This window comes from Pseudomonas sp. C 49-2, from assembly GCF_003970195.1.
GTDB classification, from domain to species: Bacteria; Pseudomonadota; Gammaproteobacteria; order Pseudomonadales; family Pseudomonadaceae; genus Aquipseudomonas; species Aquipseudomonas canadensis.
The window spans coordinates 179,220-195,615 of record NZ_RXYG01000007.1; the positions used below are offsets into that span (position 1 = coordinate 179,220).

The window sequence follows — 16,396 nt, forward strand, 5'->3', positions numbered from 1 at the left end:
CATGAAACCGACCCGTCTGCTGTTGAACTGGCTTGGCGTATTGCTGGGCTTGGGCATCGTGCTGGGCACTGCGGCAGCGTTGCAGTTCAAGTTGCCCGACACCTTGTACGCCATCGCATGGGGGCTGCTACTGGCACTGTTACTGCTCGCGCTGCTGGATGCGATGCGTCTGCGTAACCGCCCTTCGCCCCGCGTGCAACGGCAAATGCCCGGAAGCCTGGCACTGGGCCGCTGGGGAGAAATCCGCCTGGTTCTAGAGCATGACTTTGCGCAGGCACTGAGCGTGCAGGTGTTCGATCATGTCCCTGACGGGTTGTCCGTCGAGCACATGCCCCAATCTATAGACCTGCGCCCCGGTGAACGCAGTGAACTGGGTTATCGCCTTCGCCCCTTGCGACGCGGGCATTTCAATTTCGGCCGCTGTGAAATTCACCTGCCCAGCCCCATGGGCCTGTGGGCAGCACGACGACTGATCGAAGTGAGCGATACCACCCGCGTCTACCCGGACTTCGCCCGTCTGTACGGCGCCCAACTGCAGGGCGTGGACAACTGGCTGAGCCAACTGGGTGTACGCCAACGCCAGCGGCGCGGCTTGGGACTGGAATTTCACCAGTTGCGCGAGTTTCGCGAAGGGGACAGCCTACGGCAGATCGACTGGAAGGCCACCGCCCGGCAACGCACACCCATCGCTCGTGAATACCAGGATGAGCGCGACCAACAGATCGTGTTCATGCTCGATTGCGGCCGCCGCATGCGTAGCCAGGATGACGAACTGTCTCACTTTGACCATGCCCTGAATGCCTGCCTGCTGCTCAGCTACGTCGCGTTGCGCCAGGGGGATGCGGTAGGACTGTGCACCTTTGCCGGTGACCAGCCACGCTACCTGGCGCCGGTCAAAGGCAGTGGCCAATTGAACCTGTTGCTCAACGCGGTATACGACCTGGATACCACTCGACGGACTGCTGACTATCAGGCTGCAGCAAGCGAGTTACTGGCTCGGCAGAAACGGCGCGCATTGGTGATCGTGATAACCAACCTGCGGGATGAGGATGATGAAACACTGCTGGCCGCCGTCAAGCGTATCAGTCGTCAACACAGGGTGCTGGTGGTCAGCCTTCGCGAGGAAGCGCTCGATCGACTGCGCCAAGCCCCCGTACAAACCTTGCCCGAAGCCTTGGCCTACAGCGGCACCATCGACTACCTGAATACCCGCAACGAACTGCACGACCGACTCAGCGCCCAAGGCCTGTCACTATTGGACAGTTTGCCGTCTGAACTGGGACCGGCGTTGGTCACGCGATACCTGGGGTGGAAGAAAGCTGGCGTGCTCTGAAAAGTGCCCGCCAACTCTTTATCTAAGCCGAAGCCTGCAAAGGATCAAAGCTGAAGTAATGCAACAAGACGTTGATCAACTGCTCATATTCCTCAGGTGCCTGCAGCACCCTGAACCCGGAATCATAGTGCTGGGGGTTTACATCCTCATGACTCCATAGGCAGCTCGCCGTGAGATCAATGGGATGAAAGGTGCCGTCAGCCGCCGGAATTTTCAAACGCAGCTCAAAATCCACATCGACCATCATGGGCAGTTGGCTGATTAACATCAGTCCATCTTCAGAGACATTTCCCAAGAAGCCGATGGGCTTGTCGGTCAGACGATTAAACACTTGCAAAAAACAAGGAAGCTGATGCCGCTCGATCCGTCGGTCGGTAAACATGGTGAGATCGCCATCCAATGGCCATGACTGCGGCCGTGCCAGTGATTCGGAACGGGTAATACGCCCGCTCTCTCTGGATCTCGGTGCGACAACAGGCAATTGCCTGCCGCTAGACAGCCACCCAGTCCGGGCCCCACATCCATTTGCATAGAACTTATACAAATGAACATTCAAAGAATAGCCCAAGACTGGCAACGGGCCAGTTATTGAATGACAAATATCATCACAAAGAAGCTGGTCGCGGTTGCGCGACGCTTGCACCAGGGTAATGCCCCAGTTGTTGCAGGGTGTCGAGCCTCGCGCGGGCGCGGTAGGCGTACTCGCTCGATGGGTATTGATTGATAATGAATTGGTAGGTTTGCACCGCGTCGACAAACAGCTTTTGCCGTTCCAGGCACTGACCGCGCAACATCGAGACCTCCGGCTGCACATAACGTCGGGTGCGACTTTCACGGTCGACCTGGGACAATTCCAGGGTAACGCGCTCGCAGTCACCGACCTTGTAGGCGCGGTAGGCATTGTTCAGATGGTGATCCATCGACCAACGGGTGCAGCCGACAACACTGACGGCCAGGGCAGCAATGAGCAAAATTCGCATGAGGGTTCTCCTGTCTTGTGCAGTGTATCGACCCCTCGTCGAAAATCTTCAAGGATGTTCGTATTCAGCCGCAGCGAAAACAAGTCAATCATCGATAAGTAGTGCAAACGAACAATGACTACAACGAAAGAGCATAGTAGCCTTCTCCAGCGCTTGAACTCAGGAGTCTGTGCATGTCCGTCCGTCGTACCAAAATCGTCGCCACACTTGGCCCGGCCAGCAACTCGCCGGAAGTCCTCGAACAGCTGATTCTGGCTGGTTTGGACGTTGCCCGTCTGAACTTCTCCCACGGCACCCCGGACGAGCACAAGGCTCGCGCCAAGCTGGTGCGTGACCTGGCCGCCAAGCACGGCCGCTTCGTCGCTCTGCTGGGTGACCTGCAAGGCCCGAAAATCCGTATCGCCAAATTCACCAACAAGCGGATCGAGCTGAAGATCGGTGATCAATTCACCTTCTCCACCAGCCACCCGCTGACCGAAGGCAACCAGCAGGTCGTGGGTATCGACTATCCGGATCTGGTCAAGGACTGCGGCGTCGGCGACGAGCTTCTGCTGGATGATGGCCGCGTAGTAATGCGCGTTGAAACCGCGACCCCGACCGAACTGCACTGCGTCGTGCTGATCGGTGGTCCGCTGTCCGACCACAAAGGCATCAACCGTCGTGGGGGTGGCTTGACCGCACCGGCCCTGACGGAAAAAGACAAGGCCGACATCAAGCTCGCCGCCGAAATGGAAGTGGACTACCTCGCCGTGTCCTTCCCGCGCGACGCCGCCGACATGGAATACGCCCGTAAGCTGCGCGACGAAGCCGGTGGTACTGCCTGGCTGGTGGCTAAGATCGAACGCGCCGAAGCCGTGGCCGATGACGAAACCCTCGACGGCCTGATCAAGGCTTCCGACGCGGTGATGGTTGCCCGTGGCGACCTGGGCGTGGAAATCGGTGACGCCGAGCTGATCGGTATCCAGAAGAAGATCATCCTGCACGCTCGCCGCCACAACAAGGCAGTGATCGTGGCGACCCAGATGATGGAGTCGATGATCCAGAACCCGATGCCGACCCGCGCCGAAGTGTCCGACGTGGCCAACGCCGTGCTCGACTACACCGACGCCGTGATGCTCTCGGCCGAAAGCGCCGCCGGCCCTTACCCGCTGGAAGCCGTGCAAGCCATGGCGCGTATCTGCCTCGGCGCTGAAAAGCACCCGACCAGCAAGACCTCCAGCCACCGCATTGGCAAAGAGTTCGAAAGCTGCGACCAGAGCATCGCCCTGGCTGCCATGTACACCGCGAACCACTTCCCCGGTGTGAAGGCGATCATCGCGCTGACCGAAAGTGGCTACACGCCGTTGATCATGTCGCGCATCCGTTCCTCGGTGCCGATCTACGCGTTCACCCCGCACCGTGAAGCCCAGGCGCGCACCGCGCTGTTCCGTGGCGTGTACACCGTTCCGTTCGATCCGGCTTCGCTGGCACCAAACGAAGTCAGCCAGAAAGCTATCGACGAGCTGGTCAAGCGTGGCGTCGTAGAGAAAGGCGACTGGGTCATCCTGACCAAGGGCGACAGCTACCACACCACCGGTGGCACCAATGGCATGAAGATCCTGCACGTGGGCGACCCGCAGGTCTGAGTGACACGCTGAAAAACAAAAGCCCCGCCATGTGAATGGCGGGGCTTTTTGCTTTCTCAGGACCGGTTGATAAATCCCGACAACGCCGCAATCGCTTCTGGCGACTTCAACCGCTGGACAAACAACGCACCCTCTTCCTCAATCACCTGACGCAATTGCTCACGATCCACACTCTTCATGAGTTGCTTGGTCACCTGCACCGCCCCTGGTGCCAAGGTTTCGAAGCGCTCGGCCATTTCCCGCGCCTTGGCCAACGCCGCCTCGCCGCTGCCCAGCGCCTCGGTGGCAATCCCCCAGGCTGCCGCCTGTTCGCCGGTGAAGCCCTCGCCCAGCAACAATAATTCCGCAGCCTTTGCGTGCCCCAACAACCTCGGCAGGATCAGGCTCGACCCAAACTCCGGGCACAGCCCCAGGTTGACAAACGGCATGCGCAACCGCGCATCCCGGCTGATGTATACCAGATCGCAATGCAGCAACAGGGTTGTCCCGATACCCACCGCAACGCCCGCCACGGCGGCAATCACCGGTTTGCGGCAGTTGAGCAGGCTTTTCATGAAATAAAACGGTGGGCTGTCGAGGTCGCTGGGCGGCTGTTCGAGAAAATCGCCGATGTCGTTGCCGGCAGTGAAGCATTCACTGCTGCCCTGGATCAGTACGCAGCGGATGCCCTCATCCGCATCGGCCTGCTCCAGTGCCCCGGCCAGCTGCGTGTACATGGCGCGGGTCAGGGCGTTTTTCTTGTCGGGGCGATTGAGCTGCAAGGTCAGCAACCCGCGTTCGCGGTGTTGCAGGATGGCATCGGTCATGGCGAATCTCGCGGCTGTAGAGTTCAGCGCTCAACCACGGGGCAGGAACACATCGGCCAGCAGTTGATTACGCGGCAGTCCCGCCAGGAACAGACGCTTGGAAAACGCCTCGACACTGGCCGGGTGCCCGCAGAGTAAAGCCAGAGTTTGCCGCGAAACAAGCCGCAGTTGCGCCAACGCCTGGGTCGCCTGCGCCGCCGTCCACAGTTCCACCGTCACGTTGGGATGCTGTGCAGCCAGCTGCGCCAGGGGTTCGGCCAGGTAATGCCCCTCAGCATCATGGGCCAGGTGAATCACGCGGATGTCGCCCTGATGATCCTGGCGCAAGGCCTCACGCAACACGCCCCAAAGAGGGCCAAGGCCGGTGCCGGACGCCAGCAGCCACAGCGGTCGGCTTTGCCAGTCAGGATCGTATTGCAGCGCGCCGCCGCGCAGTTCGCCCAGCCGCAAACGGTCGCCCAGCTGCAACTGGCGGGCGAGATCACTGAATTCGCCAGGCAGACGGCAATCGAGGTGAAACTCCAGGAATGGGTCATCCTGAGGCAAGCTCGCCAGGGAATAGGGCCGCGCCACTTGTCCCGCCCACAACACCAGATGCTGCCCAGCCCGGTAGCGCAGGCCTCGCTCGGGTTGCAGGCGCAGGCGCAGCACACTCGGGCTCAACCAATCGATACCCACCACCTGGGCCGGCAACCCATCACGCGTAGGATCAAAGGTTTCGACGCGCAGGTCCCCGCTCACCTGGCACTGGCACGCCAAGCGCCAGCCGTCCTGACGTTGCGCCGGGCTCAAGGCCTCGGGCTGCTTGTCCTCGACCTCCCCCTGGCATCGCACCAGACACGCATGGCAACTGCCGGCGCGACAACTGTAAGGCACGGCCACACCTGCCTCGTTCAAGGCATCCAGCAGGTTGCTGCCGGTCGTTACCGACCAGTGGCGTTCGCCGACATACAGTTCAGGCATATAACTCTCACCTGTAGGAGCGAGCTTGCTCGCGAAGATCGCTAACGATAACGCGGGGTGCCTGACGAAACCCATCAAATTCAAGTTTTTCGCGAGCAAGCTCGCTCCTACAACCCAATCGAGCCAGGCATTCATGACCATAGTCGGGTGTATCGGCCACCGAGCCGGGTTATACTGCCGCGCCTTTTTAGCGTCGCGCCTGCACCACTTTGGCGTGCCTTGGAAAGGTGAGCTCAGCCGACCGATGCAACACTGAGCCCACCTTTATTGAATGTTCCCTTATAGAGGAGCGCGACTCATGACCGTGATCAAGCAAGACGACCTGATTCAGAGCGTTGCCGACGCCCTGCAATTCATTTCCTACTACCACCCCGTGGATTTCATCCAGGCCATGCACGAAGCCTACCTGCGCGAAGAATCGCCAGCGGCCCGTGACTCCATCGCCCAGATCCTGATCAACTCGCGCATGTGCGCCACCGGCCATCGCCCGATCTGCCAGGACACCGGTATCGTTACCGTGTTCGTGCGCGTGGGCATGGACGTGCGTTGGGATGGCGCCACCATGGGCCTGGACGACATGATCAACGAAGGCGTGCGTCGCGCCTACAACCTGCCGGAAAACGTCCTGCGTGCCTCGATCCTGGCCGACCCGGCAGGCGCGCGTAAGAACACCAAGGACAACACCCCGGCGGTGATCCACTACTCCATCGTCCCGGGTAACACCGTGGAAGTGGACGTGGCAGCCAAGGGCGGCGGTTCCGAGAACAAGTCGAAAATGGCCATGCTCAACCCGTCCGACTCGATCGTCGACTGGGTATTGAAGACCGTTCCGACCATGGGTGCCGGCTGGTGCCCACCGGGCATGCTCGGCATTGGCATCGGCGGCACCGCCGAGAAAGCCGCCGTCATGGCCAAGGAAGTGTTGATGGAATCCATCGACATCCACGAGCTGAAAAAGCGCGGCCCGCAGAACCGTATCGAAGAGATGCGCCTGGAGCTGTTCGAGAAGGTCAACCAACTGGGCATCGGCGCCCAGGGCCTGGGTGGCCTGACCACCGTGCTCGACGTGAAGATCATGGACTACCCGACCCACGCAGCGTCCTTGCCGGTGTGCATGATCCCCAACTGCGCCGCCACCCGCCACGCGCACTTCGTGCTCGACGGTTCGGGCCCGGCGTCGCTGGAAGCGCCACCGCTGGACGCCTACCCGGAAATCGTCTGGGAAGCTGGCCCATCGGCCCGTCGCGTCAACCTCGATACCCTGACTCCGGAAGAAGTGCAGAGCTGGCAGCCGGGCGAAACCGTGTTGCTCAACGGCAAGATGCTCACCGGTCGCGACGCCGCGCACAAGCGCATGGTCGAGATGCTTAACAAGGGCGAAACCCTGCCGGTGGACCTCAAGGGTCGCTTCATCTACTACGTCGGCCCGGTTGATCCAGTGCGCGAAGAAGTGGTTGGCCCAGCCGGCCCGACCACCGCGACGCGGATGGACAAGTTCACCCGTCAGATCCTCGAGCAAACCGGCCTGCTGGGCATGATCGGCAAATCCGAGCGCGGCCCGACTGCGATCGAAGCGATCAAGGACCACAAGGCCGTGTACCTGATGGCCGTGGGCGGCGCCGCTTACCTGGTGGCGCAAGCCATCAAGAAGTCGCGTGTTGTTGCCTTCGCCGAACTGGGCATGGAAGCGATCTACGAGTTCGACGTGAAGGACATGCCGGTCACCGTTGCTGTCGACAGCAAAGGCGAATCCGTGCACATCACCGGTCCTGCCATCTGGCAGAAAAAGATCAGTGAAAGCCTGGCGGTAGAAGTGCAGTAAGCGCTTCCCCTGCAAACATAAAGGCGACTGTGGCCATGGCCCAGTCGCCTTTTTTATGGCACATGGTATGGTGCACTCCCTTACCGTGCCTGCCCATCACCGTATGATCGTCATCCCTCGCCCACTGCGCCTGACCTTCTATTCCCTGCTGATCATCGCTGGCGCGCTACTGGCCGCGGCCTTGGCCACGCGCCACGCCGAACGCCAGGCCCTGGTGGACGACGCCGCCCGTGCCAATCAGCAGCTCGCGCTGTACGCCAACTCGCTGCACACCCTGATCGAACGCTACCGCGCCCTGCCCGCCGTGCTGGCGTTGGACTCGGAGATGATCAACGCCTTGAAGGCCCCGCTGGACGCCGCCACCCAGGATCTGCTCAACCGCAAGCTGGAGCGCATCAACGGCGCGGCGCAGTCATCCACCCTGGAATTGATGGACCGCACCGGCTTGGCCGTGGCCGCCAGCAACTGGAACCTGCCCAGCAGTTATGTGGGGCACAACTACGCGTTTCGCCCCTATTTCAGCCAAACCTTGAGCCACGGCACTGGGCGCTTTTACGCGGTGGGCGTGACCACCGGCATACCCGGTTACTTCCTCTCCAGCGCGGTGGTCGATGAACACGAACAGTTCCTCGGCGCGATGGTGGTCAAGCTTGAGTTCCCCGAACTTGAACGTGAGTGGGCCCAAGGCAATGACCTGCTGCTGGTCAGTGATGCGCGTGGCATTGTGTTCATCGCCAATCAACCCGGTTGGCGTTATCGCAACCTGCGGCCGCTGACGGCCAGCGACCTTGCCGAACTCAAGGCCACCCGCCAATACGACAAAAAACAGCTGCAAGCGCTGGAAACCAGCATCCTGCAACGCTTCGACGAAAACAGCCACCTGATGCGCGTCAACGGTCCGGATGGCAGTGCCAATTACATCTGGGAATCCCTGCCGCTGAAGGCCGAAGGCTGGACCTTGCACCTGCTGCGCAAACCGCAGTTCGCCTTTGAAGATCAACGTAACGCTGGCCTGGCTGCCGCCGGCTCCTGGCTGGCGCTGGTGTTCCTGGTGCTGTTCCTGACCCAACGCTGGCGTCTGGCCCGCTTGCGCCAGCGCAGTCGCGAAGAGCTTGAGCAACTGGTGGAAGAACGCACCCAGGCGCTGCGCACGGCCCAAGATGGCTTGGTGCAATCGGCCAAACTGGCGGCGCTGGGACAGATGTCCGCCGCCCTCGCCCACGAAATCAATCAGCCACTCACCGCCCAACGCATGCAACTGGCCACTTTGCGCCTGCTGTTGGATCACGGCCGTGTCGAAGACGCCTACCAGGCCCTCACGCCACTGGACGACATGCTCACGCGCATGGCCGCCCTCACCGGCCACCTCAAGACCTTCGCGCGCAAAAGCCCCAGTGGTTTGCGTGAACGCCTGGACCTGGCCACCGTGGTCGACCAGTCGCTGCACCTGCTCGATGCGCGCCTGCGCGATGAATCCATCGGCGTGGTGCTGGACCTGACCCGCCCCGCCTGGGTGCGCGGCGATGCAATCCGCCTGGAACAGGTTCTGATCAACCTGCTGCGCAACGCCCTCGACGCCATGGCCGACAAACCGCGCAAACGCCTGGAAATCCGCCTGCATGCCGACCAACAACTGTGGCGACTGACCGTCAGCGACAGCGGCGGCGGGATTGCCGACGAGCACCTGAACAGCGTGTTCGACCCGTTCTTCACCACCAAGCCTGTGGGTGATGGCCTCGGCTTGGGGCTGGCGGTGTCCTACGCTATCGTGCACGAATTGGGTGGGCGCCTGATCGCCAGCAATCGCGGCGACGGCGCGGTATTTACCCTGACCCTGCCTATCGCGCTGGAGACGCCCGACCTATGTTGAACGCGGTGATTGTGGTCGATGACGAAGCCAGCATCCGCACGGCCGTCGAGCAGTGGCTGAGCCTCTCGGGGTTCGAGGTGCAGTTGTTCAGCCGCGCCGAGGAATGCCTGGCGCAATTGCCCAAGGATTTCCCCGGCGTGATCCTTAGCGATGTACGCATGCCCGGACTCAGCGGGCTCGAACTGCTGGCCGAGGTACAACGCCGCGATGCCGATTTACCGGTCATCCTGCTCACCGGCCACGGCGATGTACCGATGGCGGTTGAGGCCATGCGCGACGGTGCCTACGACTTCCTGGAAAAACCCTTCAGCCCCGACGCCCTGCTCAACAGCCTGCGCCGTGCCCTGGACAAGCGCGGGCTGATCCTGGAGAACCGGCGCCTGCATCAACAGGCCGATCATCGCGCGCAGTTGGAGTCGACCTTGCTCGGCGTGTCCCGTGGTTTGCAGACCTTGCGCCGCCAGGTGCTGGACCTGGCGAGCCTGCCGGTCAACGTACTGATCCGTGGCGAGACCGGCAGCGGCAAGGAAATGGTCGCCCGTTGCCTGCATGATTTTGGCCCTCGGTCGAAGAAACCTTTTGTCGCGCTCAACTGCGCCGCCATCCCCGAGCAGTTGTTTGAAGCCGAGCTGTTCGGCCACGAAAGCGGCGCATTTACTGGCGCGCAGGGCAAGCGCATCGGCAAACTGGAATATGCCCACGGTGGCACGCTGTTCCTCGATGAAATCGAAAGCATGCCGCTGGCCCAACAGGTGAAACTGCTGCGGGTGTTGCAGGAACAGAAACTGGAGCGACTGGGCTCCAACCAGAGTATCCACGTGGACCTGCGCATCATCGCCGCCACCAAGCCGGACCTGCTGGAAGAGGCCCGCGCCGGGCGCTTTCGCGAAGACCTGGCCTATCGCTTGAACGTCGCGCAACTGCGCCTGCCGCCTTTGCGTGAGCGCCGCGAAGATATCCCGCTGCTGTTCGACCACTTTGCACAGAGTGCCGCCGAGCGCCTGGGCCGCAGCGTCGAACCCCTGAGCGGCGCTCAACTGGGGCGCCTGCTCAGCCATGATTGGCCAGGTAATGTGCGTGAACTGGCCAACGTCGCCGAACGCCAGGTATTGGGCCTTGGCGAACCGGAACCGGAAGGCATCGAGGCTGGGCAATCCCTGGCTGCGCAGCAGGAGGCCTTCGAAGCCCACTGCCTGAAAGCCGCGTTGACCCGGCACAAGGGCGATATCAAGGCCGTATTGGCCGAGCTGCAACTGCCACGCCGTACCTTCAATGAAAAGATGCAGCGCCATGGGTTGGTGCGGGACACCTTCCTGTAGGAGCTGGCAAGCCAGCTCCTACAATGGGCAGTGCGCGCCCGCGCCAATAAGCGGATTTCCGCTCACCCATTGAAAATCATCAGCGGCTTTCCGCTCAAAAAAATCCTCGAACCCCTCTATTCCGGGCCTTCATCCACCTGGCACAGCTCCTGCTATAGCTCGAGCCAGGCTGCGCACGCGCCGCTCCATAAAAACAACTAGATGAAGGATCCTTCAATGGATAACTCCAACGCCCTGCCTCTGGGGTCGGCGGCCGCGCCTACGCAGGCACGCACGACCTCCAGCCGCATCAAATCGATTTTCAGTGGTTCCGTCGGCAACATGGTCGAGTGGTACGACTGGTACGTCTACGCCGCCTTCTCGCTCTACTTCGCCAAAGCCTTTTTCCCGAAAGGCGACACTACCGCCCAACTGCTCAACACCGCCGCGATCTTCGCCGTGGGCTTCCTGATGCGCCCGATCGGTGGCTGGCTGATGGGCCTGTACGCCGACAAAGTAGGGCGTAAAAAAGCCTTGATGGCCTCGGTCTACCTGATGTGCTTCGGTTCGCTGCTGATCGCCCTGAGCCCGGGCTATGAAATGATTGGTATCGGTGCACCGATCCTGCTGGTGTTTGCCCGTTTGCTGCAGGGGTTGTCGGTCGGCGGCGAATACGGCACTTCCGCCACCTACCTCAGCGAGATGGCGACCAAGGAACGCCGTGGTTTCTACTCCAGCTTCCAGTACGTGACCTTGATCTCCGGCCAGCTCATCGCACTGGCCGTGCTGATCGTGCTGCAACAAGTCCTGACCACCGAGCAGCTTTATGCCTGGGGCTGGCGTATCCCGTTCGCCATCGGCGCGCTGTGCGCAGTCGTCGCGCTGTACCTGCGTCGTGGCATGGAAGAAACCGAGTCATTCACCAAGAAGGAAAAAGCCAAGGAAAGCGCGATGCGCACCTTGATGCGCCACCCCAAGGAACTGCTGACCGTGGTCGGCCTGACCATGGGCGGCACCTTGGCCTTCTACACCTACACCACCTACATGCAGAAATACCTGGTGAACACGGTCGGCATGAGCATTTCCGACTCCACCACCATCTCGGCGGCGACGCTGTTCCTGTTCATGTGCCTGCAACCCATCGTCGGTGGGCTGTCGGATAAAGTCGGCCGTCGCCCGATCCTGATCGCCTTCGGCATCCTCGGCACGCTGTTCACCGTGCCGATCCTCACCACCCTGCACACTATCCAGAGTTGGTGGGGCGCGTTCTTCCTGATCATGGCGGCGCTGATCATCGTCAGCGGCTACACCTCGATCAACGCCGTGGTGAAGGCCGAGCTGTTCCCCACCGAAATCCGCGCCCTGGGCGTGGGCCTGCCGTATGCGCTGACCGTATCGATCTTTGGCGGTACTGCTGAATACATCGCGCTGTGGTTCAAGAGCATCGGCATGGAAACCGGCTACTACTGGTATGTGACCGCGTGTATCGCGGTGTCGCTGGTGGTCTATGTGACCATGAAGGACACGCGTAAGCACTCGCGCATTACCACCGACTAACCGTTGAACGCAGTTCAAAATGTGGGAGCGGGCTTGCCCGCGAAAGCGGTGTGTCAGTCAACGATTGTAGAGACTGAACCACCGTATTCGCGGGCAAGCCCGCTCCCACATTGGGTATGATGCTGGTCCCGAAATCGAGAACAGAACAGGCCATGTCCGACGATATCCATTTCTACGAACCCGCCAACGGCCACGGCCTGCCCCATGACCCGTTCAATGCCATCGTCGGTCCACGGCCGATCGGCTGGATTTCGTCCCACGACAGCGAAGGCCGCCTGAACCTGGCGCCCTACAGCTTCTTCAACGCGTTCAACTACATTCCGCCGATCATCGGGTTTTCCAGTGTTGGGCGCAAAGACAGCCTGAACAACATCGAACAGACCGGCGAGTTTGTGTGGAACCTGGCGACCCGCCCGCTGGCCGAGCAGATGAACCAGAGTTGCGCCCCGGTTTCACCCGAGGTGAATGAGTTCGAATTGTCCGGCCTGACGCCGGTGGCTTCGAAGATCGTGGGCGTGCCACGGGTGGGCGAGAGCCCGGTGTCGTTCGAGTGCAAGGTGACGCAAATCATCCAGCTTCAGCGCGCCGACAAGGCATTGGTGCCTAGCTGGCTGGTGCTGGGCGAGGTGGTCGCGGTGCACATTGCCAAGTGGCTGCTCAAGGACGGTATCTACGACACCGCCGCCGCCGAGCCGATTCTGCGCGGTGGCGGCCCGGCGGATTACTTCCAGTTGGGCCCCGAAGCCCTGTTCAAGATGTATCGACCCAAGGCTTAGGACTCAGTCGCCCACGCCAACTGACCGTCTTCGTCGACATCGACCAAGCACTCAAGCTGCAGGGTGGCCGCATCGTCGGCGTCGGAGGCGGTGGTGAACGTTTGTCCATCAAGGATCTTGTGAAACTGCGGTGCGCCCATGCCATCCAGTGCCTTGACGGCGACGGCGGCGCTGTAGCCACCCTCGCCCGGTACTACGGCGGAAACGGCTTCGTGGTGGGCAAATTGTTTACGTGCCATGTTGCAGGTCCTGGCCAATGGAAAGTCGGCCATTCTAGACCTTCAGCCGGCGAGTTGCAGGTACTCGCCGTAGGCGTGTGCAGCGGATGCGTCTGTAAAGGTCTGGAAGTCCATGCTGCGGACCACCATGTCATTCAACAGCTCGGTCAGGATCATCAGGGCTGGTGAGTTGAAGTAGGCGCTCATCGCCTCCTCACTGCTCCAGAAACCGGAGATCAACCAGACATCGGGATCGACCTGGGAATGCTGCAACGAGAATTGCAGGCAACCCTGAGCCTGACGGCCCGGTTCGATCAAACTGCTCAAGCGTGCACCGAGTTCGGTGCTGCACCCGGTGCGGGCGCGGATAAAGGCCATATGGCTCGCGGGAATGGGGGTGGACATGTTCGACTCTCCCGTTGAGAAGTGATGCTCGGCAAGCACTGTGAGGGCGTGTTGCCACAGGATCAAAGATAACGGTGCGGGTGCGGGCGCGGTTAGTCAATTCCTGTCGGCTTATTGCACAATCCTGCGAGAAGCGTAGAGAGGACGTCTGGCGCAGACGTTTTATTCCATGGGTCAACGCCTTGTTTCAGGGAGATGACAGGCCCCGCGATTGCCTGATTCACGATGCGTCGCAGGATCAGGCAAGGATTGTGCAGAATCGACGTAACACTTTTTGAAAAGCCGCCGCTAAGCTGAGCCCATCGAAGTAGCCAGTAGAGGACGCTCCATGTCGTCGCCCGAACATAAAGCCATGCCCCTCGATGCAGAGATGGAAAAACAGCGCGCCGAACTGGCCAGCATCGTGCACCGGCATACCTGGGAGGACGGCTCCTACGGCACCGCCATCACCACCTTGTTCCTGAACCGCCACAACACGCCGCGCGACTTCATGCCGGTACTGGTGGAGCCTGCCCTGTGCATTCTGGCGAGCGGCAGCAAGGAAGTGCGCCTGGCCGACGAGATCTTTGCCTACGACCCACTCAATTACCTGGTGTTCTCGGTGGCGATGCCGGTGGCCGGGCGGATCATTGATGCCACCCCGGAAGACCCGAACCTGTCGGTGCGCATCAATATCGACCCGGCGCAGTTGACGGCCTTGATCGCGGAAGCAGGCCCGATGGGCGTGCCGTCGCGTCCGACCTCCCGTGGCATGTATGTCGACCGCATCGACGGCCAACTGCTCGACGCCGTGCTGCGCCTGGCGCGCCTGCTGGACTCGCCCAAAGACATCGCCATGCTTGCGCCGCTGATCAACCGGGAAATTCTTTATCGCCTGTTGCGGGGTCCACAGGGTTATCGCCTGTATGAGATCGCCGTGGCCAACAGCCAGAGCCATCGGGTCAGCCAGGCGATCAAGTGGTTGAACGGCAACTACGAGCAACCACTGCGCATCGATGACCTGGCCAAGGAAGTGAACCTCAGCGTCTCGACCTTGCACCACCGCTTCAAGGCAATCACTGCGATGAGCCCGTTGCAGTACCAGAAGCAATTGCGCTTGCAGGAAGCGCGACGGTTGATGATTGCCGAAGGGTTGGAAGCTTCGGCGGCCGGGTATCGCGTGGGGTATGAAAGCCCGTCGCAGTTCAGTCGGGAATACAGCCGGTTGTTCGGCGCGCCGCCGCTGAGAGACCTGGCCCGATTGCGCCAAAGCATCTGACCACCGCCCCAAGCCGGGCTCCTACAAGGGAGTCGTGTTTAATCCAGGGTTCGGGGTAGCTGCAGGGTGACTCGCAAACCACCCTCGCGCAAATTCTGCAAACTCACTTCACCGCCATGGCTATGGGCAATGTTGCGCGCAATCCCCAATCCCAGGCCGTAGCCCTGTTGCTGCCCGGCCAGGCGGAAGTGCGGTTCGAACACCTGCTCAAGACGCTGCTCCGGCACACCGGGACCTTCGTCATCCACGTGCAGGATGAACTCCGCGCCATCGTCTTCGATGTGCAGATGGGCGTTCTGACCGTACTTCAACGCGTTGTCGATCAGGTTGCCAATGCAACGCTTGAGCGCCAGCGGCTTGCCCGGATATGCCGTCAACGCCCGGCCATGCTGGGTCACGCGGCCATTCCCGTTCGGCGCCAGGTACGGCTCCACCAGGCAATCGAGCACATGGTTCAGGTCGACCGGCTCGATGTTTTCGTGGATATCTGTATCTTTCACGCATTGCAGCGCGCCCTTCACCAACAACTCCAGCTCATCCAGGTCGCGGCCGAACTTGGTTTGCAGGTTCTCGTCTTCCAGCAATTCCACGCGTAGGCGCAGGCGGGTGATCGGTGTGCGCAAGTCGTGGGAAATCGCGCTGAACAACTGGCTGCGCTCGGTCAGGTAACGGCTGATGCGCTCGCGCATGGCATTGAACGCACGGCCCACTTCGACCACTTCACTGCCACCGCCTTCGGCCACCGGCTCTACGTCGGCGCCCAGAGACATGTCCCGCGCCGCCCGCGCCAGACGCTTGAGCGGTCGGCTCTGCCAGTGCACCAGCAAACCGATGAACAGCAGCAGAAAACCGCTGGTCAGCACGATAAACCACACCTGCTGGGACGGCAGGCCTTGCTCTTCAAGGCTGGTGTAGGGCTCGGGCAATAGCGAGGCGATGTACAGCCATTCGCCAGGTGCGAGCTGAATCTGAGTGACCAGCACCGGCGGGTTTACCGGCTCCAGGGTCAGTGCGTAGTGGGCCCAGGAACGCGGCAGTTCATCAAGTTTGAGGCCGGCATTGAAGATGCGCAGGTCTTCGGCGCTGACAAACTCCACCGAGATATGCACATCGGCACCGAGGGTCTGTTTCAGCACTTCATCGACCGCTTCAAGCACGGCCTGCTTACGCGGGGTTTGCGGCAGGATGGCCATGTCCAACGGGCGATCATTGAGGGTCACGACGAAACGCGTGCCGCCCATGCTACGCAATTGGTCGAGGACCAATGGGCGATAGGCCACCGGCAATGAACGGAAATAACTCACGCTGGCGGTCATCGAATGCGCCAGGCTGCGGGCGCTGGTGACCAGGCCTTCGAGCTGGGTGGCACGCAACTGCGAGACCCAGATCACGCTGGACAGCGCCTGGGCAAACAACACCGCCAGCAACGTTAGCAGCAGCATGCGCCCCAGCAACGAACGTGGCACCGGGAAGCGGCGACGGCGT

At 61.2% G+C, this 16,396-nt stretch carries 15 protein-coding genes; 8 read left to right on the forward strand and 7 right to left on the reverse strand.

What is annotated here, in order from left to right:
• Position 1: 1 nt before the first annotated feature.
• Positions 2–1,333, forward strand: a complete 1,332-nt coding sequence (locus EJ576_RS16035) for a DUF58 domain-containing protein (RefSeq protein ID WP_122728600.1) — start codon at positions 2–4, stop codon at positions 1,331–1,333.
• Positions 1,334–1,355: 22 nt separating this feature from the next.
• Here EJ576_RS16035 and EJ576_RS16040 read toward each other — a convergent pair whose 3' ends face one another.
• Both EJ576_RS16040 and EJ576_RS16045 read right to left on the reverse strand, forming a co-directional pair.
• The gene (locus EJ576_RS16040) at positions 1,356–1,715 is read right to left on the reverse strand and encodes a PilZ domain-containing protein (RefSeq protein WP_028617764.1); all 360 of its coding nucleotides are present in this window, start codon (positions 1,713–1,715) and stop codon (positions 1,356–1,358) included.
• A gap of 223 nt (positions 1,716–1,938) precedes the next feature.
• Positions 1,939–2,313 (reverse strand): hypothetical protein, encoded by a 375-nt coding sequence (locus EJ576_RS16045; protein ID WP_025854787.1) that lies wholly within the window; start codon positions 2,311–2,313, stop codon positions 1,939–1,941.
• A 173-nt stretch (positions 2,314–2,486) separates the two neighbouring features.
• On the opposite strand from EJ576_RS16045, the gene pyk reads away from it, so the two are divergent.
• A complete protein-coding gene (pyk, locus tag EJ576_RS16050) occupies positions 2,487–3,938 on the forward strand; it encodes a pyruvate kinase (protein ID WP_016975479.1) in 1,452 nt (483 codons plus the stop codon).
• A 56-nt stretch (positions 3,939–3,994) separates the two neighbouring features.
• Here pyk and EJ576_RS16055 read toward each other — a convergent pair whose 3' ends face one another.
• Both EJ576_RS16055 and EJ576_RS16060 read right to left on the reverse strand, forming a co-directional pair.
• Positions 3,995–4,744 (reverse strand): enoyl-CoA hydratase-related protein, encoded by a 750-nt coding sequence (locus tag EJ576_RS16055; protein ID WP_122728602.1) that lies wholly within the window; start codon positions 4,742–4,744, stop codon positions 3,995–3,997.
• 30 nt (positions 4,745–4,774) lie between these two features.
• Positions 4,775–5,707, reverse strand: coding sequence for an iron-sulfur-binding ferredoxin reductase (locus EJ576_RS16060; RefSeq protein WP_126570691.1), 933 nt, complete (start codon positions 5,705–5,707; stop codon positions 4,775–4,777).
• Between the two features lie 298 nt (positions 5,708–6,005).
• Between EJ576_RS16060 and EJ576_RS16070 the strand changes: the two genes are divergently transcribed.
• The 5 genes from EJ576_RS16070 to EJ576_RS16095 all read left to right on the forward strand — a co-directional run bounded on the left by EJ576_RS16070 (position 6,006) and on the right by EJ576_RS16095 (position 13,030).
• Positions 6,006–7,529: a fumarate hydratase gene (locus EJ576_RS16070; protein ID WP_016971118.1), complete on the forward strand. Its 1,524-nt coding sequence runs from the start codon at positions 6,006–6,008 to the stop codon at positions 7,527–7,529.
• Between the two features lie 103 nt (positions 7,530–7,632).
• A complete protein-coding gene (locus tag EJ576_RS16075; protein ID WP_126570722.1) occupies positions 7,633–9,399 on the forward strand; it encodes an ATP-binding protein in 1,767 nt (588 codons plus the stop codon).
• Positions 9,393–10,718, forward strand: coding sequence for a sigma-54 dependent transcriptional regulator (locus EJ576_RS16080; protein ID WP_028617770.1), 1,326 nt, complete (start codon positions 9,393–9,395; stop codon positions 10,716–10,718). Before EJ576_RS16075 ends, EJ576_RS16080 begins: the two co-directional genes overlap by 7 nt.
• Before the next feature lie 216 nt (positions 10,719–10,934).
• Positions 10,935–12,254 carry an MFS transporter gene (locus tag EJ576_RS16085; protein WP_122728608.1) on the forward strand — a complete coding sequence of 440 codons (1,320 nt, stop codon included), beginning with the start codon at positions 10,935–10,937 and terminating at the stop codon, positions 12,252–12,254.
• 152 nt (positions 12,255–12,406) lie between these two features.
• Positions 12,407–13,030 (forward strand): flavin reductase family protein, encoded by a 624-nt coding sequence (locus EJ576_RS16095; protein ID WP_122728610.1) that lies wholly within the window; start codon positions 12,407–12,409, stop codon positions 13,028–13,030.
• On the opposite strand, the gene EJ576_RS16100 is transcribed toward EJ576_RS16095, so the two are convergent.
• Positions 13,027–13,269 carry a hypothetical protein gene (locus tag EJ576_RS16100; protein ID WP_122728612.1) on the reverse strand — a complete coding sequence of 81 codons (243 nt, stop codon included), beginning with the start codon at positions 13,267–13,269 and terminating at the stop codon, positions 13,027–13,029. The two genes, EJ576_RS16095 and EJ576_RS16100, sit on opposite strands and share 4 nt — an antisense overlap.
• Positions 13,270–13,311: 42 nt before the next feature.
• Positions 13,312–13,653, reverse strand: a complete 342-nt coding sequence (locus tag EJ576_RS16105; RefSeq protein WP_028617774.1) for an antibiotic biosynthesis monooxygenase family protein — start codon at positions 13,651–13,653, stop codon at positions 13,312–13,314.
• A gap of 328 nt (positions 13,654–13,981) precedes the next feature.
• Here EJ576_RS16105 and EJ576_RS16110 point away from each other — a divergent pair, with 328 nt between their 5' ends.
• Complete coding sequence (locus EJ576_RS16110; RefSeq protein WP_028617775.1) at positions 13,982–14,911, forward strand: AraC family transcriptional regulator; 930 nt, start codon at positions 13,982–13,984, stop codon at positions 14,909–14,911.
• A gap of 38 nt (positions 14,912–14,949) precedes the next feature.
• Here EJ576_RS16110 and EJ576_RS16115 read toward each other — a convergent pair whose 3' ends face one another.
• A complete protein-coding gene (locus EJ576_RS16115; protein WP_164393822.1) occupies positions 14,950–16,377 on the reverse strand; it encodes an ATP-binding protein in 1,428 nt (475 codons plus the stop codon).
• Between the last annotated feature and the right edge of the window lie 19 nt (positions 16,378–16,396).

Coding starts and splice junctions, on each gene's coding strand:
- EJ576_RS16060 (WP_126570691.1), bottom strand. CDS start 5,707: ATGCCTGAACTGTATGTCGGCGAACGCCACTGGTCGGTAACGACCGGC.
- EJ576_RS16110 (WP_028617775.1), top strand. CDS start 13,982: ATGTCGTCGCCCGAACATAAAGCCATGCCCCTCGATGCAGAGATGGAA.
- pyk (WP_016975479.1), top strand. CDS start 2,487: ATGTCCGTCCGTCGTACCAAAATCGTCGCCACACTTGGCCCGGCCAGC.
- EJ576_RS16035 (WP_122728600.1), top strand. CDS start 2: ATGAAACCGACCCGTCTGCTGTTGAACTGGCTTGGCGTATTGCTGGGC.
- EJ576_RS16085 (WP_122728608.1), top strand. CDS start 10,935: ATGGATAACTCCAACGCCCTGCCTCTGGGGTCGGCGGCCGCGCCTACG.
- EJ576_RS16055 (WP_122728602.1), bottom strand. CDS start 4,744: ATGACCGATGCCATCCTGCAACACCGCGAACGCGGGTTGCTGACCTTG.
- EJ576_RS16080 (WP_028617770.1), top strand. CDS start 9,393: ATGTTGAACGCGGTGATTGTGGTCGATGACGAAGCCAGCATCCGCACG.
- EJ576_RS16095 (WP_122728610.1), top strand. CDS start 12,407: ATGTCCGACGATATCCATTTCTACGAACCCGCCAACGGCCACGGCCTG.
- EJ576_RS16040 (WP_028617764.1), bottom strand. CDS start 1,715: ATGTTTACCGACCGACGGATCGAGCGGCATCAGCTTCCTTGTTTTTTG.
- EJ576_RS16105 (WP_028617774.1), bottom strand. CDS start 13,653: ATGTCCACCCCCATTCCCGCGAGCCATATGGCCTTTATCCGCGCCCGC.
- EJ576_RS16070 (WP_016971118.1), top strand. CDS start 6,006: ATGACCGTGATCAAGCAAGACGACCTGATTCAGAGCGTTGCCGACGCC.
- EJ576_RS16045 (WP_025854787.1), bottom strand. CDS start 2,313: ATGCGAATTTTGCTCATTGCTGCCCTGGCCGTCAGTGTTGTCGGCTGC.
- EJ576_RS16100 (WP_122728612.1), bottom strand. CDS start 13,269: ATGGCACGTAAACAATTTGCCCACCACGAAGCCGTTTCCGCCGTAGTA.
- EJ576_RS16075 (WP_126570722.1), top strand. CDS start 7,633: ATGATCGTCATCCCTCGCCCACTGCGCCTGACCTTCTATTCCCTGCTG.